Source organism: Streptomyces sp. NPDC086554 (assembly GCF_040686095.1).
GTDB lineage: Bacteria > Actinomycetota > Actinomycetes > Streptomycetales > Streptomycetaceae > Streptomyces.
On the sequence record NZ_JBFBJK010000002.1, the window covers coordinates 344,802 to 365,597 of the forward strand.

Genomic DNA, 20,796 nt, shown 5'->3' on the forward strand with positions numbered 1-20,796 from the left:
TCTCTCCTAGCTAGCTTCAGTTCTTCTCTACGTACCGCAGTGAACGCAGTCCGCGCTCCAAGTGCCAATGCAGATAGGCGGAAACAAGTCCGCTGCCCTCCCTGGCGTGCCGTGCCTCACACGCGTCCGCCGTGTCCCAGTCGCCGGTGAGCAGCGCGCCGAGCAGCGTGAGCGCCTCCGCCGACGGCACGACGCTGCCGGGCACCCGGCAGTCGACGCAAATCGAGCCGCCCGCCGCGACCGAGAAGAAGCGGTTGGGTCCCGGCATGCCGCACTTCGCGCAGTCCGTGAAGCTCGGCGCATAGCCGTTCACGGCGAGGGAGCGCAGCAGGAACGCGTCGAGGATGAGATGCGGCTCGTGTTCACCGCGGGCCAGAGTCCGCAGCCCGCCCACGAGCAGCAGATACTGCTGCACGGCGGGCTCACCTTCATGATCGGTGAACCGCTCGGCGGTCTCCAGCATCGCCGTCCCGGCGGTGTACCGCGCATAGTCGGTCACGATCCCGCCACCGTACGGAGCGATGGTCTCACTCTGTGTGCACAACGGAAGCCCGCGCCCGATGAGTTCACTGCCGCGCGCGAAGAACTGCACATCGACATGGGAGAACGGTTCGAGCCGCGCCCCGAACTTGGACTTGGTCCGCCGCACCCCACGGGCAACGGCCCGCACACGTCCGTGACCGCGCGTGAGCAGCGTGATGATGCGGTCTGCTTCACCCAGCTTCTGGGTGCGCAGCACGATGCCGTCATCACGGAACAGACTCATGGGTTCATTCTCGCGTACGTCACCGGGGCGGCGGCCCCGGGTTCCCCACCCGGGTTTCGGTTCGCCGCGTATGCCGCCTACCTCCTCCGGTGGACCGGTAGCGTACGAAGACCCGCCCCACCCGCCCGAGCAGGATCCCACGGAGGCGATTTCCGAGATCCGCCGCATCCGGGAGACGGCGGAAGCGGAGACCGGTCTGTGAGCGACTGGGCTTGGGACTACAACCCGAGCGCAGCCCTGCGCGTGTACGGCCGCAAGCTGCCTACTGACGGCTGATCGCGCGCGTAACGCCCGCCGCGATCGTCGTCGCCAGGGTCCAGCCCATGACGATCAGGGCGTACGAGAGCGACTGGTACGCCCCTTGTGCGGCGTACGCCTGTTCCTGGCCGAAGCCGACGATGGGGAGCAGCAGGTCGAGGGTGTAGAAGACGGGGTCGAATTCGGGGGCCTCGTCCGGCTTCAGGGCGCGCGGGTGGTGTACCGCGTACGTCACAGAGCCGATGAGCAGCAGCGAGAGCAGCCACAGGGCCGCGCGTCCGGGCCGGAAGCCGTAGCCGACGGTGAAGTCCTGGAGGTACCCCCAGGCCCTGGCCCACCAGGAGAGCGTCCCGCGGTGGCGGCGCAGTTTGGCGAGCTGGACGGTGCGGGCGGCCGCGTCGTCGCCGATGCCCCGGTACGCGGCGGTGAGTTGCTCGTAGGCATGCGGGACATATCCCTCGGTGTCCCGCTCCAGGACCTCCAGGCGCCGCTCGGCGGGTTCGTTCGGGCCGAGCCTGGTGTAGGTGAGGCCGTCGAGGCGGACCTGGTCCGGCCAGATCTCCGGGGCGATGTGGAGCAGGCCGAGCTGAGCGCCGCGCAACGCGACTGCGCCCTCTATGCGGGCGGCCTTGTCCAGCCAGAGAGTGCCGCCGGTCAGACCGCTGGCCCGCAGGGCTGTCCCGCCCGGGTTGGACAGGTGCGCGGAGTCGAAGTCGAGGTGACCCGGTATCCGGGCGCCCGGCATGTTGATCCGGCCGCGTGCCGTGAGCCGCACGGCGTGCAGATCCGCCCCGCCACTGAGGTTCGACGCGTGCAGGGCCGTGCCGCCCGGGTTGTCGAGGACCGCGTCGTCGAAGGTGATGCTCCCGGCGACGACGGCGCCCGCGAGGCGGACGAGGCCGTGGGCGGTGAAGCCCCCTGCCTGGAGGTCGTCGTCGATCGTGGCGCGGTGGAGCGCGAGGACCGGCTCGGAGAGGTCCACGCCCTCCTCCCCCAGTACCGCCCGGTCGAAGAAGACCGGCCCCGCGATCCTCGCGCCGCCGAGCCGGACAGGACCCCGGACCCGGCACCCGCTCATCCGCAGCGAGCCGTCGACGCGCAGCGCGACGGCGTGCAGGCCCGGCAGCACGGACCGCCCCAGGTACAGCTGCCGGAACTGCGCCCCGTACAGGTCGAGCGTGTCGTCGAAGTAGCAGGACCACAGGTGGACGGGCGCCGCGACGTCCGCGTACTGGAGGTCGAGGCGCCCGCTGATCCGCGCCCCGGTGACCCGGAGCACCGGGGTCTGCCCCTCCCTGCGCGGCCCGTCGAGCAGCAGCTCGCTGAGCACCTCGGCCCGCAGGGTCCGTTCGGGTCCCCAGCCCGCCCCGGATTCGGGGTCGTCCTGAGGCGACGGTCTGAAGTCGACGGTACGGCCCCGCGGATACGCCTCCCACACGCGTGCCTCGGCGGCGGTCAGCTCACTGATCTCCATCGGCGCGACGATGGCGCGGGGCGGGGACGGGTGTCAACTTGCCGGTTCCGAAGGGTTGTTGGGCCCCTAGTCCTGACCAATCCGCCCCCACCTGACAAAATGCCCGCATGAAGAGTGACCTGTTTTCCAGCGAGCACATGGTGCAGCCGTCCGCCGTTCCGGGGATGACCCAGCAGAACGCCAAGTCGATCAAGTACACGGTGAACGGCGAGATGCACGCGCGACAGGGCGCGATGATCGCCTACCGCGGCAGTCTGCAGTTCGAGCGCAAGGGCCAGGGCGTGGGCGGGATGCTCAAGCGGGCCGTCACGGGGGAAGGGCTGCCGCTCATGGCCGTGCGCGGCCAGGGTGAGGCGTGGTTCGCGCAGGAGGCGCAGAACTGCTTCATCGTCGACATCGAGCCGGGCGACGCCCTCACCGTCAACGGCCGCAACGTCCTGTGCTTCGACGCGACACTCTCGTACGAGATCAAGACGGTGAAGGGCGCCGGCGTCACCGGCGGCGGGCTGTTCAACAGTGTCTTCACGGGAGCGGGGCGGCTCGGGCTCGTCTGTGAGGGCAACCCGCTCGTCATCCCCGTCTCGCCGCAGCAGCCCGTCTACGTGGACACGGACGCGGTGGTCGGCTGGACCGCAGGACTCGACACCTCGCTGCACCGCTCGCAGTCGATCGGCTCGATGATCAGGGGTGGTTCGGGTGAAGCAGTGCAGCTGATGCTGCGGGGTGAGGGGTACGTCATCGTGCGGCCCAGCGAGGCGACCCCGGCGAAGCCGCAACAACACTAGCGGCCGGGCCGTGGCCTGTCCGGGTTGCTGATCGCTTCCCAGGGGGCCAGGTTCCACGGGCTCGTACGGTTCGCCGGGTCCAGGAGGGCCTTGAGGTGCTCGTCGGAGGCGGACTGCGGGGCCGGGAAGTTCTCATCCCTGGTGCCCCGGAGGTTGTTGCGCCAGACCTGCCTGCCCTGGAGGTAGTGGTCGGCGTACTCGTTCCAGGAGCCGTACGTCCCCGCGACCGCGGGCACGATGTCCTTGAGCAGGCGCCAGGTGTCGACCTCGGTGAGCATCCCGCAGGCGAAGCCCCTGCGGGAGATGTCGACGTACAGGCCGACATCCCACGCCAGGGGCGCGAACCCGAGGACCCGCTGGAACTGCGCCCGGTAGCCGAAGCGCGCCAGACGTCCGAGGCGGCCGATCAGCTGCTCGGGCGTGGTGATCTCCCACTGCTCCGCCAGCCACCGCTCCGCCTTGGCGTCATCGATGCGGGTGAACGGATACAGCGTCGTCCGCGAGGCGTCCTTGTCCCGGCTGACCGGCGCGCTCAGCGACACCATCCAGAGCTGGTGCATGGTGAGCCGCGCCGGGTACTTGGACTCGGTCTTCGGCCTGCTCCACTTCCTCCATATCGCCATGCGCCCGCACCCTACGTCACGGCACTTCGCCCCGGCTTCGGGCATTCGCATACGCCGTCGCGGCACGGAGGCGTTCGGATGTGGTGGCGGTGCGCAGCGCGTCGGGGGCGCAGTCCCATTCCCGGCCGCCGCCGAAGGGGCGCAGCTGGATGTAGGGGCCTTCGTGGCCCATGACTCTGCCGACCTGGCCGGTGCGGGTGTCCACGGCGTACGTACCGATGGGGAGCGCGTTGGCGTTCATGGCGCAACCCCCAGAGCCGCGGTCAGGCGGGCCGCCGTCTCGACGCGACAGCCGCCCAATTCGATGAGTGGGCAGGGCGCCTCGCGGGCCAAAGATGTGGGGTCGATGCGCAATGAGGGCAAAGTAATTCCCGCTCGCGCGAGTGCGGCGCGCAATTCCTTCATCGTTTCCTCCGCCTCTTCGACACAGACCGGCGCGTGTGTCTTGTTCTCAGCCATCGGGTGGTTCCCCTTTGCTGTCGGATCTCACTCTTCGCATCCCTACGGTGACTGAATCCGCCTACAATCGGCAGGAGTCTGTCTCCTACAACTGCGGGGCAGGGACTGGGGGTTGGCCATGGCCAATGGTTCGAGGCAGGCGGCTTGGGAGTTCTTCGGAGCGGAGCTGAAGCGGCGTCGCGAGGACGCGGGACTTACGCAGTCGGCGCTGGGGGTACGGGTTTTCGTATCCGGCGGATACATCGGCCAATTCGAACAGGCAATTCGTAAGCCACAGTTGGATGTTGCGGAGAGGATCGACGAGGTCCTGCAAACCGATGGCTTTTTCGAGCGGATGTGCCGGAAGCTGATCGATGACAGGCGGTACGCGGATTACTTTGCGGCCGTCGTGGAGTTGGAGGCGCTGGCGACGAGGATCTGCGAGTTCGCGCCCACGCTGATTCCGGGGTTGCTGCAGACCGCCGAGTACGCCCGTGCCGTGACCTTGGCGGCCAACCCGTTCGTCACGGACGAGTACGTGGACGAGAAGGTGACCGCCCGGCTGGAGCGGGCGAGCGTGCTCAAGGACGCTACAAGGCCCGAGTATTGGGTGGTGCTGCACGAGAACGCGCTGTACATCCCGGTGGGCGGACCGGCTGCCATGGCGGAGCAACTGGAGCACGTCGCGGGGCTGATGCGTGAGCGGCAGGCGTTGGTGATGCTGCTTCCGTACGAGGCGGGGGCGCACGCCAACATGACCGGGGACCTGAGGCTCATGGAGTTCGACGACGCTCCCCCAACCGCCTATACAGAGACGGCGTTTTCGGGAACCCTCGTCGACGAACCGGCGGTGGTGGTGCGGGCACAGCACGCATACGATCTACTCAGGGCCGCCGCACTGTCGCCGAAGGCGTCCCTCGCCTTGATCGCATCGGCGGCGGAGGACTACAGACGATGCGCGAGTACGACCTGAGCAACGCACGCTGGCACAAGAGCAGCTACAGCAACGGCGAAGGCGGCAACTGCGTCGAGGTAGCCGACGGAGTCCCCGGCGTCGTCCCCGTCCGGGACAGCAAGAACCCCCAGGGCCCCGCCCTGTTCATCCACCCCGAAGCCTGGTCCGCGTTTGTCGCGGGCCAGCGAGCGGGATGACTCCCAGGCCCCTGGAGGTGAGTGGGGCATGCCCAGCCCTCCCCGTGAGGAACGGCTCTCGGCCGCGTTCGTCGAGCTCGCCGACACGCTCGTACGCGACTTCGATGTCATCGGGTTCTTACACACCCTCGCCGAGCACTGTGTGGATCTCCTTGACGTGTCCGCGGCCGGGGTGCTGCTGAGCACGCCTACCGGCCAGGTGGTGGATGCCGCCGCTTCCGACGAGCGGATCCGCGTCCTGGAGATGAACAGCATCGAGTGGGACGAGGGACCGTGCCGGGACTGCGTACTCGGCGGTCAGCAGGTTCCGGACGTGCCGCTTGACACCGAGGCGGCCCGCAAGCGGTGGCCCCGATTCGCGCCGTGCGCCGTGGAGTTGGGGCTGACGTCGGTGGTCGCCGCTCCGTTACGGCTGCACGACCAGGTGATCGGGGCGCTGAACCTGTTCCGCAGCGAGCCGGGTCCGCTGGACGCGCCCCAGTTACGGCTGGGTCAGGCGCTTGCGGACACCGCCACCATCGGTGTGCTGCAACAGCGGGCGGTGAGCGAGCAGATGGTAGTGAGCGCACAGCTGCAGTCGGCCCTGGACAGCCGGATCGTGATCGAGCAGGCCAAGGGGTATCTCGCGCACCGCCGCCGGACCGGGGTGGAGGAGGCGTTCACGGTGATGCGGCAGTACGCGCGCAGTCACAACGCGCGGCTGACCGACGTCGCCCGGCAGGTCCTGGAGGGCACGGCCGACCCCGTGTTACTGAACCCCGGACGGTGAGAGGTGAGGGCGGTGCCGATGCGCGCGATGGCGTCGTATCTGCGGGCACTGCACACGCACTCGGGTCCGGGGCTTGCCCCGCTGCCGCTGAAGGCGTGCTCCGAGGCGCTGGGCCTGGACGGTCTCGCGCTGCTGCTTGCCCGCGAGGGCAGCACCCCGGAGCTGGTGCAGTCCTTCGGTGAACGCACCGGTGCGCTGGAGGATCTGCAATTCACCCAGGGGCACGGGCCGAGCCGGGACGCCGCCGCCGACGGCGCGCTGCTCCTGATGCCCGATCTGGGCGATGCGACGGGCTTCGCGGCCGTGCGCTGGCCCGGACTGCCGTACGCCGTCGAGGAGTTGGGCGTAGCGGCCGTGTTCGCGTTCCCGCTGCGGATCGGGGTGATCGCGCTGGGGGCGCTGACCGGGCACCGCACCACGCCGGGGCCGCTCGGCACCGATCAGCTCGCGGGCGCGTTCGCGCTGGCGGACACCCTCTCCCAGGTCGTCATCACGCTCAGCGCCCGTCCACTCCCCTCCTCCGGTCTGCTCCTGGACGAAACCTGCCTGCACTTCGCGGAGGTCCACCAGGCGACCGGCATGCTTGCCGCGCAGCTGAAGATCCCCTGCGCGCAGGCGCTGATCCGCCTGCGCGCCTACGCCTACAGCCACAACCGCCGTCTCCTTTCGTGCGCCCGTGACGTGATCCAGTACCGGTTGGACCTGGACGACAAGGGCGCATAGTCGCGATGTCAGGGCTTGCGCGCCCGGAAGCGCAGGCCGCCGCTCTCCGGGTGGCGGTCCACGAGCGGCTCCGTGAATCCGGCGGCCGTCAGGCGCGCGGGGAGGTCGGCCGGGGCCACGGTGTTCATCGTGTCGCGGAAGTGCAGCAGCCGGAAGCGGAGGCTGGGCTGGCTGTCGCTGCCCGCGAAGACGCCGCCGGGCCGCAGCACGCGGAACGCCTCGGCGAAGATGCGGTCCTGGAGTGCGTCGGTGGGCACGTGGTGCAGCATCGTGAAGCAGACGACGGAGGAGTAGGTGTCGTCAGGGAGCGGCATGTCGGAGCCGTCCGCGTGCAGGATGCGGGCCCGGTCGCCCCACTCCCGCTCAAGGAGCCGTGCCGTGTCGCCGTCGATCTCGACGGCGGTGAGGCGGGGCACTTGGTCGACGAGTACGCGCAGATTGGCCCCGTACCCCGGACCGATCTCCAGTACGTCATCGCCGAGTTCGACGTCTTCGAGGGCCCAGGGAAGGAGGCGGTCCTTCACGGCCTGGGCCCATTCCTGGGAACTGCACAGCTTGCGGTGTGCTCGGTTCATCGGCATACGACGACGCTAGGTCCGGGCCCGAGGTGTCCGCGACGGGCTAGGCTGCCGTCCCATGTCGCAGACCGGACACGGGACCGAGCACTCCCACCGAGCGCTGACGGCGATCTTCGTCGGCGACTTCACGATGCCCCGCGGCCTGACGTACCCGACACACCACCATCCGCAGCATCAACTCGCCTGGTCGGCACGGGGATTGCTCCGCATCAGAACTGCGACCGGCTCCTGGCTGCTGCCACCCACGCTCGCGCTGTGGATCCCGGCGGGGCTGCCGCACGCGACAGAGGCGGCGGGCGACACGGTGATGCGCTGCCCGTACATCGAACCGGCGAGCTGCCCCGCGGCGGCGTCGTGGACGGAGCCGACGGTACTTGCGGCGGGCCCGCTGCTGCGCGCCCTGATCGACCACTTGCTCCGCACGGATCTGGACGTGGCCGCACGGGCGCGCGCGGAGCGGGTCCTGCTCGACGTACTCCACCCCGTCCCCGTGACGAGCATCTCCGTGACGGAGCCGAAGGACCCACGGGCGAGGGAGGTGGCAACAGCCCTGGCCACCGACCCATCCGACAGCCGCTCCCTGGAGGCATGGGGCCGGACGGTCGGCGCGAGCGCCCGGACGCTCGCCCGTGCCTTCTCGTCCGACACGGGCCTGACGTTCGGCCAGTGGCGGGAGCGCCTGCGCATGCAGGCGGCGATGCCCTTGCTGGCGGACGGCATGACGATCGAAGCGGTGGCGGCGCGGGTCGGCTATGCGTCGGCGAGCTCGTTCGTGGCGGCGTTCCACCGGATCGTGGGTCTGACGCCGCGCCAGTATTTCCCGGTGCGGCAGGAGGGTGGCCGGGGCTAGCGTTCGCGCATGCCCGAACTCCAGCGCCTCCGCCACGACCACGCCCCGGCCCTGCTCGCCTTCGAGCAGGAGAACCGCGCGTACTTCGCCAAGTCGATCCCCGACCGCGGCGACGCCTACTTCACTGATTTCGAGACCCGCCACGCATCCCTCCTCGCCGAACAGGCAGCCGGGGTCTGCCACTTCCACGTACTGGTGGGAGACGGCGGCGAGATCCTCGGCCGGGTCAACCTGATCGACGTGACACCGGACGGCGAGGCGGAGCTGGGCTACCGCATGGCGGAGAGCGCGGCGGGCCGGGGCCTGGCGACGCGCGCGGTACGCCAGGTGTGTGTGCGGGCGGCCGAGGAGTACGGCCTGCGAAAACTGCGGGCGGAAACGACTCTCGACAACCCCGGCTCGCAGACAGTACTGACGCGCACGGGCTTCATGGCGACAGGCGAACCGGACGTGGAGCTGGACGGCCGCCCGGGCATCCGCTACGTACGCCAACTCCCGTAGAGGACCTGTCCGCGCCCCATGTCGCGATATAACGTTAGTCCTCAACGGCGGACGGAAGGAAAGCATGTCGGGAGAGACCTCGCCCACCGGAAAGCACTCCGGCGACGGCTCGTCGCCCGAACTGCGGGCCTCTCATGCGGACCGGGACCGCGTGGTGGACGTACTGCGCATCGCGGCGGGCGACGGCCTGCTGACCGCGGCCGAACTGGACGAACGCCTGGAGACCGCCCTGTCGGCCCGAACCATCGGCGAACTGACCACGCTCACCGCCGACTTGCCCGGCGCGGCTGCAGCAGAGGCCAAGGACGTGGTCCGGATCCAGCAGGTCCACAGCGGCGCGATCGAGCGCGTGGGCCGCTGGGTGGTGCCGCGGAAGCTGGAGCTCTCGGTGTACTGGTGCGACGTGACACTCGACTTCACCGAGGCCGTGATCACGCACGACACCCTGCGGATCGAGATGGAATCGGCAGGGAAGACGCTGACCCTGATCACGAGGCCGGGCATCGTGATCGACGCGGACGACCTGCAACTCGTCTTCAGCAAAATCAAGTACCGCAAGGCCCCGCCGTCTCCCGACGTGCCGGTCGCGCTGCGAGTACAACTGGCCGGCACCAAGACCCACGGCCGAGTGGTCGTAAAGCCCCGCCGCCGGACGTTCGGCCAGTGGCTGACCAGAAGGTGAGTACTGGGTACTGAGCCTTTCTCGGCAGCTACGAGGGTGCGCGCAGGAATGGCCTGATGGTGCGGACGAGTTCCTCGGGATGATCCCACTGCGGCGTGTGTGCGCCCGGGGTCTGCACTACCTCGACCCCGAGTCGGGCGGCGAGCCAGGCGGCGGCTTCGCGGAAGAAATCCGGTGATTCCTGGCCGACCAAGACCTGGGCAGGGGCGGTGATGCCGGCGAGCGTCGCATCGTCAGGGCGGTAGGACTCGAACGTCCCCATCTCGAAGCCGAAAAGGGTCTCCCCGTTCGAGGCCATCCTGTGGCGCAGGTCCGGGTCCAGGCGATCCCAGTTGTCGTCGCCCGCAGCGAATCGGATGAAGTGCTCGACGGCTGCCTGAGGCCCCCCAGCGGCCATCCCCGCTTCGACGACCGGCCCCACGACGGCCTGGGCCTCGCCCGGGTTCTCCAGGACTGAGAAAAGCGTGATCTCGTGCAGCAGGGCGCCGCGGACGACACCGGGGTGGCGGATGAGCAGGTCGAGGGCGGTGATCGCCCCGTAGCTGTTGCCGAACACGGCGGCGGGAGCGAGCGCGAGCGCGGTGAGAAGTGCCGCGGCGTCGTCGGCCTGCTCACGTACGGAGGTGGCCTCCCACCCGCTGGGGCGGGGGCTGCGGGAGTTGCCGCGCCGGTCGTAGGTGACCACGGTGAATTCGTCGGCGAGCAAGTCCGCGACGCGGTCGAAGTGTCCGGCATCGCCGGTCGCGCCGGAGATGAACAGCACCGATGGGCCATCGCCCCGAAGCTCGTAGTAGATGTCTGTCCCGTTCACGGCAATCGACGGCATAGCGACTTCCTCAGCTAGACGGGGAACTAGACGAGGGCCTTCGCGCCTCTGCGGGATACTGCTGGTCCTGCTAGCTGTGCGCGTCGGACGCGGCGCGCGGTGTCGCCTGCGGGTGGGCGCGTCGAGCGGCCAAATGGCGGTCGCCGGCTGTCCGCTCGCGTTCGTATCGGACAGGCCCTAGCGCGGTCCGGTACGGAAGTTGAGGGCGATGAGCAGCCCGCAGGTGAGGGCCGCGAGTGCCGCCATGCCCGTGAGGATCACGGGTGGGGAAAGCGCGCCGGCGCCGGACAGGAGCGTGACCGCGTACGGGGTGAACATGCCGACGTACGCCGCCGTCCAGAAGTACGCGGTGATGCGGGCCAGGCGCCGGGGCGGGGCGATGGCCGTGACCTCGGTGAGACCGTGGGTGAGGGCCAGGCCGTATCCCGCGCCGAGTATCGCCGCGGCCGCGAGGGCGAGAAGCTGCTGGTCGGCCTTCACCGCCGGTACGGCCAGGGCGAGGCCCGCGGTGATGGCCGTCAGCGCGGCCACCGCCGTGGCCAGACGGTGCCTCGCCGCCAGGAGGCGGGCCGCCGGCTGGATCAGCAGACCGGCGCCGGGGACGACGGCGGTGGCCACGCCGGTGTAGACGAGGCTGCCGTGGACCAGGGCGGGGAGCGTGACGAAGCCGGTCGCGGGGGCGGCGAAGATCCAGGGGGCCAGGGGGAGAACGGCCCGCCGGAAGTGCTTTCCGGGGCGAGTGCCGTCGTCCGTCGGGCTCGGCACGGCGGGGACGGCGGGGCGGCGCGGAACGGCGGGGCGACTCAGACCGGCCGGGCTGCTCAGACCGGCGGGGCGGCTCAGACCAGCCGGGCTGCTTGGACCGGCCGGGCTGCTCATACCGGCGGGGCGGCGCGGAACGGCAGGCCGGCTCAGACCAGCCGGGCGGCTCAGACCAGGCGGGCTGCTTGGACCGGCCAGGCGGATCAGACCGGCGGGAACGGTCTCCGGGGACCGTCGCGCCGCCAGACCGGCGCCCGCCGCCAGCAGCATGTGGGGCAGATACGCCGTGATCAGCGGATGCGGTGCCCACTCCGCGATCAGCGCCGCCGCGAGGCCACCCGACGCGAAGCCCGCCGACACGAAGAGGCCCGCCCGGCGGGAGGCCGTGGACGCGGGGCCGCCCTCGGCAACGTACGGCGGAGAAGAGAGTTCCTTGATCCACGCGCTGCCCGCCGCGAGCAACGCGCCCGCACTGACGCCCGTCAGAAAGCGACCCGGCGGCACCCACGCGGTGGCCCCCGCGCCCAGCATCAGCAAGCCGGTGGAAACGAGGTTCAGGGCCAGCGCGGTCAGGGCGACCGGGCGGCGGCCGATGCGGTCCGCCAGCGGTCCGCCGACCAGGAGGCCGGGGATGAGGCCGATGACGTACAGGGCGAAGAGGCCGGTCACCGCCGACTCGGAGAAGCCGAGCTCGGAGCGGTAGGCGCCGAGGAGGGCGGAGAACTGGTTGGCGCTCCAGCCGGAGGCCATCATGATCCAGCCCGTCCGGAGCCCATGGCTCGGGGCGGGCGCGGGTGGCTGTTCCATCGGGGCGAGACGCGTGGCGGTGGTGCTCATGAGGCCCAGTTCTATGGCTGCCAGGCGCCCGCCCGCCGCCTGCGTTCACGATTCGTAAATGCCGCGCGGCCACCCACCATCACCCCGTTTACGCTGGTCCGCATGGCCTCCGCACCCCTCGACCTGCGACTCCTTTCGTCGTTCCTGGCGGTGGTCGAAGAGGGTCACTTCGGGCAGGCCGCAAGGCGCCTCTTCCTCTCCCCGCCGGCCGTGACGCAGCACGTCCGCCGCCTGGAGACGGAACTCGGCACGCGGCTGCTCGACCGCACGGGCAGCCCCGTGGTCCCCACCCCGGCGGGCACCCGCCTGGCCGGGCACGCGCGCGTGCTGCTCGCCGCGTCGAACGCGGCGCTCGACGACATGGCCGAGGCGACAACGCCCCCTGCCGGGCGGCCGCTGCGGGTCGGCATCATGGGCCACGGCTCGGCGGAGCTGACCCCTGCGTCGATCAACGCGTTCCGCCGCGCACGCCCCGAAGTGGCCGTCGAAATCCGCCAGTTGGACTTCACCGAACACGTCACGGCCCTGACGGAGGACCGTGTGGACGTGGCCTTCGTCCGCCCGGGCCCCGACGACGAACGGATCACGGCCGACGTCCTGACGACCGAGCAGCGCATCGTGGTCGTTCCGGAGGGCTCCGCCCTGGCCGACGCCCGCCTGACCGGCGCGACGGTGGCCGACATCGCCGACCTCCCGTTCTTCCGCGTCCCCGGCCACACTCCGCGCACGTTCACGGACTACCTCTACTTCGACGACGAGGCCAGGCGCCGCAGCACGGCGTACGCGGTGACCCCGCAGGAGGTCCTGACCGGGGTGATCACCGGCACGGCGGCGGGCTCGGGCCTCAAGTCCTTCGCCCGCTACTACGCCTGGCCGGGCGCGGTCTTCGTACCGATCCTGGACGCCCCATGGGTGAGCAGCTACCTGGCGGTACGCGCGAACGACAACAACCCGGAAGTCCGCATCTTCCGCGCCCTGACGATCGCCCTGTCCCACGACCCGACGTTGACGGCAGCCATTCGGGGTCCGTCACGTCCATCATCGGACGTTGCGTAGTCGTTCAAGGCTGATGAGGAACCTGCTGACATGCTGCACGATCTCGCGGGCGCGAAGGCGTACATGGACACCCGTGAAGGGGATGAGGGCTAAGCCGTCGAGGACGCGGCGCCTCACCCCACCCCCCTGGACTCCTGCCCCGCCCGCGCCTCGATCCCCCGGAAGTGGTCCGCCATCGCTCGCTGGGCCCGGGGTACGTCCCGGGCCCGTAGTGCCGTCACTATGTCCCGGTGCCTGCTCACCGTCAGCTCCGGTGCGGGGTCGTTCGACCAGCCCCGGACGCCTGCCACTCGATGGAAGACGTTCCAGAACGCGGTCAGGAGCTGGGGCACCAGTTCGTTGCCCAGGGAGCGGTACAGGGTTTCGTGGAACTCTCGGTCCAGGTCCGGGAAGGCGACCCCCTGCTCTGCCGCCTCCTCCATCTTTCCTACCAGCGCCTCCAGTTCGCACAGTTCGCCGTCCGTCAGGAGAACCGCGACCCGGCGTATCAGGCCCTCCTCCAAGACCTCTCGGAGTTGGAGGATTTCCGCCAGCGCGTGGGTGTCGTCCGCCAGTTGGACCAGGGTTCGGAATGTCAGGCCGTCCGCCAGAGGGGTCAGTGACGCCTGGCCCACGTATGTGCCGTAGCCGTGTCTGATCTCCACTATGTCCAGGGCCTGGAGCGCCTTCAGCGCCTCCCGTACCGAGTTCCTGCTGACACCGAGGGCCTCCATCAGTTCGGCCTCGGTGGGCAGCGACGCGCCCGGGCGAAGTCTCCGATCGAGGATCAACTGCATGACGGCGCGCTGGACTTGACTGCCCACGCGCCGTTCGCGGACTGGCTCCTGAGGCATGCGGCACATCGTAGGCACGGATGACATCCCACGTCCCACCTCTGGACAGAGATCATCGGCGCGGAGCCCGAAACCGCCCGGAATCCGATCCGTGCGCGATCTCTTGACCGGCCATCGCGGCGCTCTTATGGTCGCCACGCCACCACGACGTAGGACGTGGGATCTCTCAAGGAGCAAGGGGAGACACAGTGAGCGACCAGAAGACCAGCATCGGCTCCACCGGACCCGCACCCGACCGCCGCTCCTTCCTCAAGTACACCGGTGCCCTTGGCGCTGCCGCGGCCATCACCACCACGCTCTCCGCCTGTTCGTCGGGGCCCGAGTCCACCAATGAGGCGGGCGGGGGCGGCGGCAAGGGCGGGGGTTCCACGCTCACCGCCGTCATCGGGTATGGAAACGACGGCAGTTGGGACCCGACCCAGACCGCGTCCGCGTTCGCGATGGCCGGCAACGAGCACATCTACGAGGGTCTCCTCGGCACCGACCCCATCACCCGCGAGCCGTACGCCGCGCTCGCCACCGAGGTCCCCACCGACCCCAAGGCGACCACCTGGAAGTTCACCCTGCGCGCGGGCGCCAAGTGGCACGACGGGAAGCCCGTCACCGCCGACGACGTGGTTTTCGTCTTCGACCGGATCCTCGACCCGAAGACGCAGACCCTCGCCAAGGGCTTCTTCGAAAGCTGGCTCAAGGGCGTCAAGAAGGTTGATGCGACCACCGTCGAGATGACGCTGAAATTCCCCTTCCCCGACGGCATCGCCCGGCTCTCCCTCGCCAAGATCATGCCCAAGCACGTCTTCTCCAAGCCCGGCGCCTGGGACGAGGCGACCAAGGGCAAGGCCGTGGGCTCGGGACCGTACAAGCAGGCCTCGCACGCCCCGAAGTCCAACACCACCTTCGAGGCCTTCGACGACTACAACGGACCCCGCAAGGCCGCCTTCAAGAAGATGAACTGGCTGACCATCGTGGACGCCGCACCCCGCGTCGCGAAGATCTCCGGCGGCAGCGCGGACTCGGAGATCGCGGACAACATCCCGTATGCCAACATCACGCAGTTGGAGAAGGGCGGGCTCACCGTCGAGGGCGGGGCAGGGATGAACAACCTGTTCCTGATGTTCAATACCGCCCACAAGCCCTTCGACGACGTGCGTGTGCGACAGGCTCTGCACTATGCCATCGACACCGAGAAGATGATCGAGGTCGCCCTCAAGGGGCATGGAAAGGCGTCGACTTCGTTCCTCAACGAGTCCAATCCCGCCTACCGGCCCGCCAAGACCGTGTACGCGTACGACCCGAAGAAGGCGAAGCAGCTTCTGGAGGACGCCGGGGTCAAGGATCTCACCGTCAATCTGATGGCTGTGAACGTCAGTTGGATCGTCGACTGCCTTCCGACCATCAAGGCCTCGTGGGACGCCATCGGTGTGAAGACCACGCTCGATCCGCAGGAGACCACCGCCGTCTTCACCAAGATGGATCAGAAGAAGGACTATCAGGTCGTTGCCGCCGCATCGAATCCCAATCAGTTCGGGATCGACGCCGATCTGATCATGCATTACAACTACGGGCCCGAGAACCTGTGGATGGGCTACGCCCGCTGGGCCGGCAACTCCACCGCCAAGAAGCTCTTCAAGGACATGGACCAGGCCACGCGCGAGCCCGACGCGACAAAGAAGAAGGCCATGGTGCAGGACTACATCGACATCGTCGCCGAGCAGGCCGTGATCTATCCGGTCGTCCACAACGAGCTGATGACCGCCTGGGACCCGAAGAAGCTCACCGGCATCAAGGCCCAGCCCTACCCCGGCATCAATCTCCTCCAGGCCAAGTGGGCCAACTAGCCCCGCCTGTCGGCCCGTAAGACCGTTGGGAGTCGTACGAACGTGACCGCGATCGTCAGAATCCTGGCCCGCCGCATCGCCCTGCTCGTCCCGCTGCTGCTCGGCATCATCCTGTTCGTCTTCCTCGTGATGCGGTTCTCGGACATCGATCCGGCCTCGGCGTTCTTCCAGGGCGCCAATCCGACCCAGGAGCAACTGCATCAGTTCCGCGAGGAGAACGGTCTCCTCGATCCGCTGCCGGTGCGCTACGTCGCCTTCGTGGGCGACCTGGCCCAGGGCGACATGGGCATCAGCGTGCTCACCCGCTCACCGGTGGTGGACCAGGTCACCACCGCTCTTCCGCTCACCGTGCAGCTGACCTTCATGGGTCTCGGCATCGCCGTCGTCATCTCGCTGCTGCTCGGCGTGACCGCCGCGATCTACCGTGACCGGCTGCCGGACCAGCTGATCCGCGTCGTCTCGCTGACCGGTGTGGCGGCGCCCGGCTTCTGGCTCGCGCTGCTCATGATCCAGTACTTGGCGGTGGAGGCGGGGTGGTTCCCTACCGGCGGATACGTCAACCCCGGTGACTCACTGAGCGGTTGGCTGAAGACCATGACGCTGCCCGCCTTCGCGCTCTCCCTGCCCGTGGCCGCCGGGCTCACCCGCATCATCCGTACTGCGGTGGTCGAGGAGCTCGACAAGGACTACGTACGGACGGCGATCGGGAGTGGCCTGCCACCCGTCGTGGTCGTCGGACGCAACGTACTGCGCAACGCCCTCATCAATCCGCTGACCGTGCTCGGCCTGCGCGTCGGCTATCTGCTCGGCGGCGCGGTCGTCATCGAGACGATCTTCTCGCTGCCGGGGATGGGGAAGCTGATGATCGACGCCGTGAAGAACGGTGACCCGGCCGTCGTGCAGGGCGTCGTCATCACGACCGCCGTGGGGTTCGTGGTCGTGAATCTCGTCCTTGACATCCTCCACTTGCTCGTCAATCCGCGCCTGAGGGGGGCCGCTTGATGATCACGTCGCGCAAGGCACTGGCCGAGCGGCTCTCCCGGCCCGGCATCCGGCTCACCTCTCTGCGCCGCCTGCCTCTCCTCTCCCGGGTCGCGGTCGGCGTCGTAGGCATCGTCGTGCTCGTCGCGCTCTTCGCACCGCTGCTCGCCCCGCACGACCCGCTCGACCAGCAGCCGCAGGTCGACGGCACGGGACATCCGTCCGGCGGCCACTGGATGGGGCAGGACAGCCTGGGCCGGGACATCCTCAGCAGGCTGATGTACGGGGCGCGTTGGTCCCTGGCGATCGGTCTCGGGGCGACGCTCCTCGCCCTGATCGTCGGCGCGGTGCTCGGCGCGATCGCGGCGACCTCGCGCAAGGCCGTCGACGAGACGCTCATGCGGTGCCTGGATGTGGTGATGGCGTTCCCGGGGATCGCGCTCGCCGCCGTGCTCGTCGCGGTCTTCGGAGGCGGCATCCTCGTCCTGATCTGCGCCATCGCGTTCCTGTTCACGCCACCCATCGCACGGGTCGTACGCGCGAATGTGATGGATCAGTACGGGGAGGACTACGTCGTCGCCGAGCGCATCGTCGGCGCCCGCACCCCGCACATCCTCATCAAGCACGTCGCCATCAACTGCGCCGCGCCCATCCTGGTGTTCTGCACGGTGCAGGTCGCCGAGGCCATCGTCTTCGAGGCCTCGCTGTCCTTCATCGGCGCGGGCGTACGGCCCCCGGACCCGTCCTGGGGCAGCGTCATCGCCGACGGCAAGAACATGGTGCTGCTCGGCGGCTGGTGGGCGACGGTCTTCCCCGGCCTCCTCATGCTGATCACGGTCCTCGCCCTGAACATCCTCTCCGAGGGCGTCTCGGATGCCTGGGCGGCGCCCGCGACCCGCGACGTGCCGGGCGCGGCCCGCAAGGAGGATCGCCTCGAAGCACCCGAGCCGGGCAGCGGCAAGGTCCTTGAGCTGCCGGGCCTGACGGAGGCGGCCCGGCGGCTGCGCTCACGCGCACGCCCTCTGCCGGAGGGGACACCGGTCCTGACGGTCTCCGATCTCGCGATCGGCTTCGACGCCCGCCACGGTGGGGTGGACATCGTCGACGGCATCAGCTTCCACGTACGACCCGGCGAAGTCCTCGGCCTGGTGGGCGAGTCGGGCTGCGGCAAGTCGCTCACCGCGCTGACCGTGATGGGCCTGGAGCCGAAGGGCGCCCGCATCGGCGGCCAAGTCACCTTCAACGGCGAGCAGTTGATCGGTATGCCGATGCGCGCCCGCAGGCGGCTGCTCGGCCACGACATGGCGATGATCTACCAGGACGCCCTGTCGTCCCTGAACCCCGCGATGACGGTCCGCGCCCAGCTCAAACAGGTCGTACGAAGGGGCGGCCGCCGCACATCGGTCGAACTCCTCGAACTGGTCGGCCTGGACCCGGACCGCACCCTGCGCAGCTATCCGCACGAACTGTCGGGCGGCCAGCGCCAACGCGTACTCATCGCCATGGCGCTCTCCCGCGACCCGAAGCTGATCGTCGCGGACGAACCGACGACGGCCCTGGACGTCACGGTCCAGGCCCAGGTGATCCAGCTCCTCCTGCGGCTGCGCGAGGAGCTGGGCTTCGCGCTGATCCTCGTCTCGCACGACCTGGCGCTCGTCGCCGACGTCACCGACCGGGTCGTCGTGATGTACGGCGGGCAGATCGTCGAGACGGGCGTGACGGCTGACCTCGTCGAGTCGCCGTCCCACCACTACACGCGCGGCCTGCTCGGCTCGGTGCTCTCCCTGGAGTCGGCGGCCCAGCGCCTCACCCAGATCAAGGGCGTCGTCCCGTCGCCCGCCGACTTCCCCGCGGGGTGCAGGTTCGCCGACCGGTGCCCGCTCGCCAGTGAGGTGTGCCGCACGACGGCGCCCGAACTCCTGGGCGGGGCACGGCATTCCATCGCCTGCCACCATCCGGCCGTCGAACCGCCCCGGCTGCCGGAACCCAGGGGAAGCGAGGCCCTGAATTGAACCCGACCGACGCATCCCCCGACTCCCCTCACTCCCTCGAATCCCCTGACTCCCTGATCTCTCTCTCCGGCGCGCACGTCGTGCACCGGGCCCGCTCCGGCGGCCTGCTCTCCCGGGACCGCGTGTACGCCCTGACCGGCGCGGATCTCTCCATCGCACCCGGCGAGACCGTGGGCGTCGTCGGCGAGTCGGGCTGCGGCAAGTCGACCCTGGCGAAGGTGCTCGTGGGGGTGCAGCGCCCCACGGCCGGCACGGTGTCCTTCCGCGGCCGCGACCTGTGGACGATGAAGCCCGCAGAGCGGCGCGCCGCGATCGGCCGGAACACCGGCATGATCTTCCAGGACCCGTCCACGGCACTGAACCGCAGACTGCCGGTGCGGCAGATCCTCCGGGACCCCTTGGACGTACACAGGCAGGGCACTCCCGCCCAACGCGACGAACGCGTCCGGGAGTTGATGTCACTCGTCGGCCTCCCCAAGGTTCTGGCGGACGGCCTCCCGGGCCAGTTGTCGGGCGGACAGCGCCAACGCGTGGCGATCGCCCGCGCCCTGGCGCTTGAACCGGAACTGGTGGTCGCGGACGAGCCGACGAGCGCGCTCGACGTCTCCGTACGCGCCCAGATCCTCAACCTCCTCCTCGACCTGAAGGAGCGCCTCGGCCTGGCCCTGGTGTTCGTCTCGCACGACATCCAGACGGTGCGGCGGATGAGCGACCGGGTGATCACCATGTACCTGGGCAGAATCGTGGAGGAATCCCCGGCCGAGGAGATCCTGGACCGGGCCAGGCACCCGTACACACGGGCGCTCTTCTCCGCGACCCCCGGCCTGCTCGACCCCATCGACCCGATCCCGCTGGTCGGGCCTGTCCCGTCGGCCACCCGGCCGCCGAGCGGTTGCCCGTTCCGTACGAGGTGCTGGAAGGCGGACGAGATCTGCGCCGCCGCCATGCCGGACTTCGCGGCGACGGAGGGGTCCGGGCACCGCTACCGATGCCACCATCCCGTGCGGGACGGCCAGTCCACGCACGAACTCGTCATCCAGTCCGCCGCCACGGACACAGCATCAAGGGAGCCTCAATGACCATTCCCACCCCACTCACCGGTGTCATCCCGCCCGTCTGTACTCCACTGACACCGGACCGTGAGGTGGATACGTCGTCGCTGGTGAGGCTCGTCGACCATCTGGTCGACGGGGGCGTCGACGGACTCTTCGTGCTCGGCTCCACGTCGGAGGTGGCGTTTCTTACGGACGGGCAGCGCAGGAAGGTCATCGACACGGTGGTGGGCCATGTCGGGGGTCAACTCCCCGTCCTGGCAGGGGTGATCGACACGGCGACGCCCCGCGTCCTCGACCACGTCCGTTCGGTGACCGATGCGGGGGCGGACGCGGTGGTGGTGACCGCGCCGTTCTACACGCGCACCCACCCGGCGGAGATCGCCCGCCACTTCCGGCTGATCGCCGCAGGATCGACGGTGCCGGTCTTCGCGTACGACTTGCCCGTCGCCGTCCATTCCAAGCTGGGCGCGGAGCTGGTACTCGACCTGGCGGCGGAGGGGGTCCTCGCCGGTCTGAAGGACTCCAGCGGGGACGAGGGGAGCTTCCGTGAGGTTGTCCTGGGGGCGCGGGGGCGGGGGGACGTGAGCGGGTTCAGTGTGCTGACGGGGTCGGAGACGACGGTGGACGCGGCGCTGTCGATGGGGGCGGACGGGGTGGTGCCGGGGCTCGGCAATGTCGACCCCGAGGGGTATGCGCGGCTCTATCGATACTGCCGGGAGGGGGAGTGGGTGTTGGCGCGGGCCGAGCAGGAGCGGCTGTGCGGGCTGTTCGGGATGGTGCGGGTGGGGGACCCCGCCCGGATGGGCGGGTCGTCCTCCGCGCTCGGGGCGTTCAAGGCGGCGCTGCAGTTGCGGGGCGTGATCGCGTGCGCGGCGACCGCGGAGCCGCAGGTGCCGTTGGACTCCGGGGAGGTTGAGCGGGTGGGGAAGTTTCTGGCGGGGGCGGGGTTGCTGTAGCCGGGGACGAGGTGGCCGTCCATCACCGGCTCCGCCGAGTT

Annotated in this window: 23 protein-coding genes; 14 read left to right on the top strand and 9 right to left on the bottom strand. The window is 69.5% G+C overall.

Features of this window, described 5'->3' with window-relative positions; translation table 11 throughout:
* Positions 1–16: 16 nt before the first annotated feature.
* Positions 17–766 carry a DNA repair protein RecO gene (gene recO, locus AB0O76_RS04205; RefSeq protein WP_365485214.1) on the bottom strand — a complete coding sequence of 250 codons (750 nt, stop codon included), beginning with the start codon at positions 764–766 and terminating at the stop codon, positions 17–19.
* A gap of 262 nt (positions 767–1,028) precedes the next feature.
* The gene (locus AB0O76_RS04210) at positions 1,029–2,498 is read right to left on the bottom strand and encodes a membrane-associated oxidoreductase (protein WP_365485217.1); all 1,470 of its coding nucleotides are present in this window, start codon (positions 2,496–2,498) and stop codon (positions 1,029–1,031) included.
* A 107-nt stretch (positions 2,499–2,605) separates the two neighbouring features.
* Between AB0O76_RS04210 and AB0O76_RS04215 the strand changes: the two genes are divergently transcribed.
* Positions 2,606–3,283, top strand: a complete 678-nt coding sequence (locus tag AB0O76_RS04215) for an AIM24 family protein (protein ID WP_365485220.1) — start codon at positions 2,606–2,608, stop codon at positions 3,281–3,283.
* On the opposite strand, the gene AB0O76_RS04220 is transcribed toward AB0O76_RS04215, so the two are convergent.
* The 3 genes from AB0O76_RS04220 to AB0O76_RS04230 are packed head-to-tail and all read right to left on the bottom strand — an operon-like array spanning position 3,280 to position 4,365.
* Positions 3,280–3,906, bottom strand: a complete 627-nt coding sequence (locus tag AB0O76_RS04220) for a DUF1266 domain-containing protein (protein ID WP_365485223.1) — start codon at positions 3,904–3,906, stop codon at positions 3,280–3,282. The genes AB0O76_RS04215 and AB0O76_RS04220 overlap by 4 nt on opposite strands.
* Positions 3,907–3,922: 16 nt before the next feature.
* On the bottom strand, positions 3,923–4,147 hold the full coding sequence (locus tag AB0O76_RS04225) for a hypothetical protein (protein WP_266867174.1): 225 nt from the start codon (positions 4,145–4,147) through the stop codon (positions 3,923–3,925).
* Complete coding sequence (locus AB0O76_RS04230) at positions 4,144–4,365, bottom strand: hypothetical protein (RefSeq protein ID WP_365485226.1); 222 nt, start codon at positions 4,363–4,365, stop codon at positions 4,144–4,146. The genes AB0O76_RS04225 and AB0O76_RS04230 overlap by 4 nt, the downstream gene beginning before the upstream one ends.
* 118 nt (positions 4,366–4,483) lie before the next feature.
* Here AB0O76_RS04230 and AB0O76_RS04235 point away from each other — a divergent pair, with 118 nt between their 5' ends.
* Genes AB0O76_RS04235 through AB0O76_RS04250 form a run of 4 tightly spaced genes read left to right on the top strand, consistent with a single transcriptional unit; the run spans position 4,484 to position 6,988 of the window.
* Positions 4,484–5,317 carry a helix-turn-helix transcriptional regulator gene (locus AB0O76_RS04235; RefSeq protein ID WP_365485564.1) on the top strand — a complete coding sequence of 278 codons (834 nt, stop codon included), beginning with the start codon at positions 4,484–4,486 and terminating at the stop codon, positions 5,315–5,317.
* A complete protein-coding gene (locus AB0O76_RS04240; RefSeq protein WP_365485229.1) occupies positions 5,299–5,496 on the top strand; it encodes a DUF397 domain-containing protein in 198 nt (65 codons plus the stop codon). The genes AB0O76_RS04235 and AB0O76_RS04240 overlap by 19 nt, the downstream gene beginning before the upstream one ends.
* A gap of 28 nt (positions 5,497–5,524) precedes the next feature.
* A complete protein-coding gene (locus AB0O76_RS04245; RefSeq protein WP_365485232.1) occupies positions 5,525–6,265 on the top strand; it encodes a GAF and ANTAR domain-containing protein in 741 nt (246 codons plus the stop codon).
* A 12-nt stretch (positions 6,266–6,277) separates the two neighbouring features.
* Complete coding sequence (locus tag AB0O76_RS04250; RefSeq protein ID WP_365485235.1) at positions 6,278–6,988, top strand: ANTAR domain-containing protein; 711 nt, start codon at positions 6,278–6,280, stop codon at positions 6,986–6,988.
* Between the two features lie 8 nt (positions 6,989–6,996).
* On the opposite strand, the gene AB0O76_RS04255 is transcribed toward AB0O76_RS04250, so the two are convergent.
* Positions 6,997–7,569: a class I SAM-dependent methyltransferase gene (locus tag AB0O76_RS04255; protein WP_365485238.1), complete on the bottom strand. Its 573-nt coding sequence runs from the start codon at positions 7,567–7,569 to the stop codon at positions 6,997–6,999.
* Positions 7,570–7,624: 55 nt separating this feature from the next.
* On the opposite strand from AB0O76_RS04255, the gene AB0O76_RS04260 reads away from it, so the two are divergent.
* The 3 genes from AB0O76_RS04260 to AB0O76_RS04270 all read left to right on the top strand — a co-directional run bounded on the left by AB0O76_RS04260 (position 7,625) and on the right by AB0O76_RS04270 (position 9,599).
* A complete protein-coding gene (locus AB0O76_RS04260; protein WP_365485241.1) occupies positions 7,625–8,416 on the top strand; it encodes a helix-turn-helix transcriptional regulator in 792 nt (263 codons plus the stop codon).
* Between the two features lie 9 nt (positions 8,417–8,425).
* Positions 8,426–8,917 (top strand): GNAT family N-acetyltransferase, encoded by a 492-nt coding sequence (locus tag AB0O76_RS04265; RefSeq protein WP_365485243.1) that lies wholly within the window; start codon positions 8,426–8,428, stop codon positions 8,915–8,917.
* 64 nt (positions 8,918–8,981) lie between these two features.
* Positions 8,982–9,599, top strand: a complete 618-nt coding sequence (locus AB0O76_RS04270) for a DUF1707 domain-containing protein (RefSeq protein ID WP_365485246.1) — start codon at positions 8,982–8,984, stop codon at positions 9,597–9,599.
* A 28-nt stretch (positions 9,600–9,627) separates the two neighbouring features.
* Here the strand turns inward: AB0O76_RS04270 and AB0O76_RS04275 are convergent, their stop codons facing one another.
* Positions 9,628–10,425, bottom strand: coding sequence for an alpha/beta hydrolase (locus AB0O76_RS04275; RefSeq protein WP_365485249.1), 798 nt, complete (start codon positions 10,423–10,425; stop codon positions 9,628–9,630).
* A 177-nt stretch (positions 10,426–10,602) separates the two neighbouring features.
* Positions 10,603–12,024, bottom strand: coding sequence for an MFS transporter (locus AB0O76_RS04280; protein ID WP_365485252.1), 1,422 nt, complete (start codon positions 12,022–12,024; stop codon positions 10,603–10,605).
* A 102-nt stretch (positions 12,025–12,126) separates the two neighbouring features.
* Between AB0O76_RS04280 and AB0O76_RS04285 the strand changes: the two genes are divergently transcribed.
* On the top strand, positions 12,127–13,080 hold the full coding sequence (locus AB0O76_RS04285) for a LysR family transcriptional regulator (RefSeq protein WP_365485255.1): 954 nt from the start codon (positions 12,127–12,129) through the stop codon (positions 13,078–13,080).
* A gap of 113 nt (positions 13,081–13,193) precedes the next feature.
* On the opposite strand, the gene AB0O76_RS04290 is transcribed toward AB0O76_RS04285, so the two are convergent.
* Complete coding sequence (locus tag AB0O76_RS04290; RefSeq protein WP_365485566.1) at positions 13,194–13,922, bottom strand: FadR/GntR family transcriptional regulator; 729 nt, start codon at positions 13,920–13,922, stop codon at positions 13,194–13,196.
* 179 nt (positions 13,923–14,101) lie between these two features.
* Between AB0O76_RS04290 and AB0O76_RS04295 the strand changes: the two genes are divergently transcribed.
* From AB0O76_RS04295 to AB0O76_RS04315, 5 genes are read left to right on the top strand one after another with little or no spacing between them, the layout of a single operon-like run.
* A complete protein-coding gene (locus AB0O76_RS04295; protein WP_365485258.1) occupies positions 14,102–15,751 on the top strand; it encodes an ABC transporter substrate-binding protein in 1,650 nt (549 codons plus the stop codon).
* 42 nt (positions 15,752–15,793) lie between these two features.
* A complete protein-coding gene (locus AB0O76_RS04300; protein ID WP_365485261.1) occupies positions 15,794–16,753 on the top strand; it encodes an ABC transporter permease in 960 nt (319 codons plus the stop codon).
* A complete protein-coding gene (locus AB0O76_RS04305) occupies positions 16,753–18,744 on the top strand; it encodes a dipeptide/oligopeptide/nickel ABC transporter permease/ATP-binding protein (RefSeq protein WP_365485263.1) in 1,992 nt (663 codons plus the stop codon). Before AB0O76_RS04300 ends, AB0O76_RS04305 begins: the two co-directional genes overlap by 1 nt.
* A complete protein-coding gene (locus tag AB0O76_RS04310; protein WP_365485266.1) occupies positions 18,741–19,823 on the top strand; it encodes an ABC transporter ATP-binding protein in 1,083 nt (360 codons plus the stop codon). The genes AB0O76_RS04305 and AB0O76_RS04310 overlap by 4 nt, the downstream gene beginning before the upstream one ends.
* Complete coding sequence (locus AB0O76_RS04315; RefSeq protein WP_365485269.1) at positions 19,820–20,755, top strand: dihydrodipicolinate synthase family protein; 936 nt, start codon at positions 19,820–19,822, stop codon at positions 20,753–20,755. Before AB0O76_RS04310 ends, AB0O76_RS04315 begins: the two co-directional genes overlap by 4 nt.
* Positions 20,756–20,796: the final 41 nt, after the last annotated feature.

Coding starts and splice junctions, on each gene's coding strand:
- recO (WP_365485214.1), bottom strand. CDS start 766: ATGAGTCTGTTCCGTGATGACGGCATCGTGCTGCGCACCCAGAAGCTG.
- AB0O76_RS04210 (WP_365485217.1), bottom strand. CDS start 2,498: ATGGAGATCAGTGAGCTGACCGCCGCCGAGGCACGCGTGTGGGAGGCG.
- AB0O76_RS04215 (WP_365485220.1), top strand. CDS start 2,606: ATGAAGAGTGACCTGTTTTCCAGCGAGCACATGGTGCAGCCGTCCGCC.
- AB0O76_RS04220 (WP_365485223.1), bottom strand. CDS start 3,906: ATGGCGATATGGAGGAAGTGGAGCAGGCCGAAGACCGAGTCCAAGTAC.
- AB0O76_RS04225 (WP_266867174.1), bottom strand. CDS start 4,147: ATGAACGCCAACGCGCTCCCCATCGGTACGTACGCCGTGGACACCCGC.
- AB0O76_RS04230 (WP_365485226.1), bottom strand. CDS start 4,365: ATGGCTGAGAACAAGACACACGCGCCGGTCTGTGTCGAAGAGGCGGAG.
- AB0O76_RS04235 (WP_365485564.1), top strand. CDS start 4,484: ATGGCCAATGGTTCGAGGCAGGCGGCTTGGGAGTTCTTCGGAGCGGAG.
- AB0O76_RS04240 (WP_365485229.1), top strand. CDS start 5,299: ATGCGCGAGTACGACCTGAGCAACGCACGCTGGCACAAGAGCAGCTAC.
- AB0O76_RS04245 (WP_365485232.1), top strand. CDS start 5,525: ATGCCCAGCCCTCCCCGTGAGGAACGGCTCTCGGCCGCGTTCGTCGAG.
- AB0O76_RS04255 (WP_365485238.1), bottom strand. CDS start 7,569: ATGCCGATGAACCGAGCACACCGCAAGCTGTGCAGTTCCCAGGAATGG.
- AB0O76_RS04260 (WP_365485241.1), top strand. CDS start 7,625: ATGTCGCAGACCGGACACGGGACCGAGCACTCCCACCGAGCGCTGACG.
- AB0O76_RS04265 (WP_365485243.1), top strand. CDS start 8,426: ATGCCCGAACTCCAGCGCCTCCGCCACGACCACGCCCCGGCCCTGCTC.
- AB0O76_RS04270 (WP_365485246.1), top strand. CDS start 8,982: ATGTCGGGAGAGACCTCGCCCACCGGAAAGCACTCCGGCGACGGCTCG.
- AB0O76_RS04275 (WP_365485249.1), bottom strand. CDS start 10,425: ATGCCGTCGATTGCCGTGAACGGGACAGACATCTACTACGAGCTTCGG.
- AB0O76_RS04280 (WP_365485252.1), bottom strand. CDS start 12,024: ATGAGCACCACCGCCACGCGTCTCGCCCCGATGGAACAGCCACCCGCG.
- AB0O76_RS04285 (WP_365485255.1), top strand. CDS start 12,127: ATGGCCTCCGCACCCCTCGACCTGCGACTCCTTTCGTCGTTCCTGGCG.
- AB0O76_RS04290 (WP_365485566.1), bottom strand. CDS start 13,922: ATGTGCCGCATGCCTCAGGAGCCAGTCCGCGAACGGCGCGTGGGCAGT.
- AB0O76_RS04305 (WP_365485263.1), top strand. CDS start 16,753: ATGATCACGTCGCGCAAGGCACTGGCCGAGCGGCTCTCCCGGCCCGGC.
- AB0O76_RS04315 (WP_365485269.1), top strand. CDS start 19,820: ATGACCATTCCCACCCCACTCACCGGTGTCATCCCGCCCGTCTGTACT.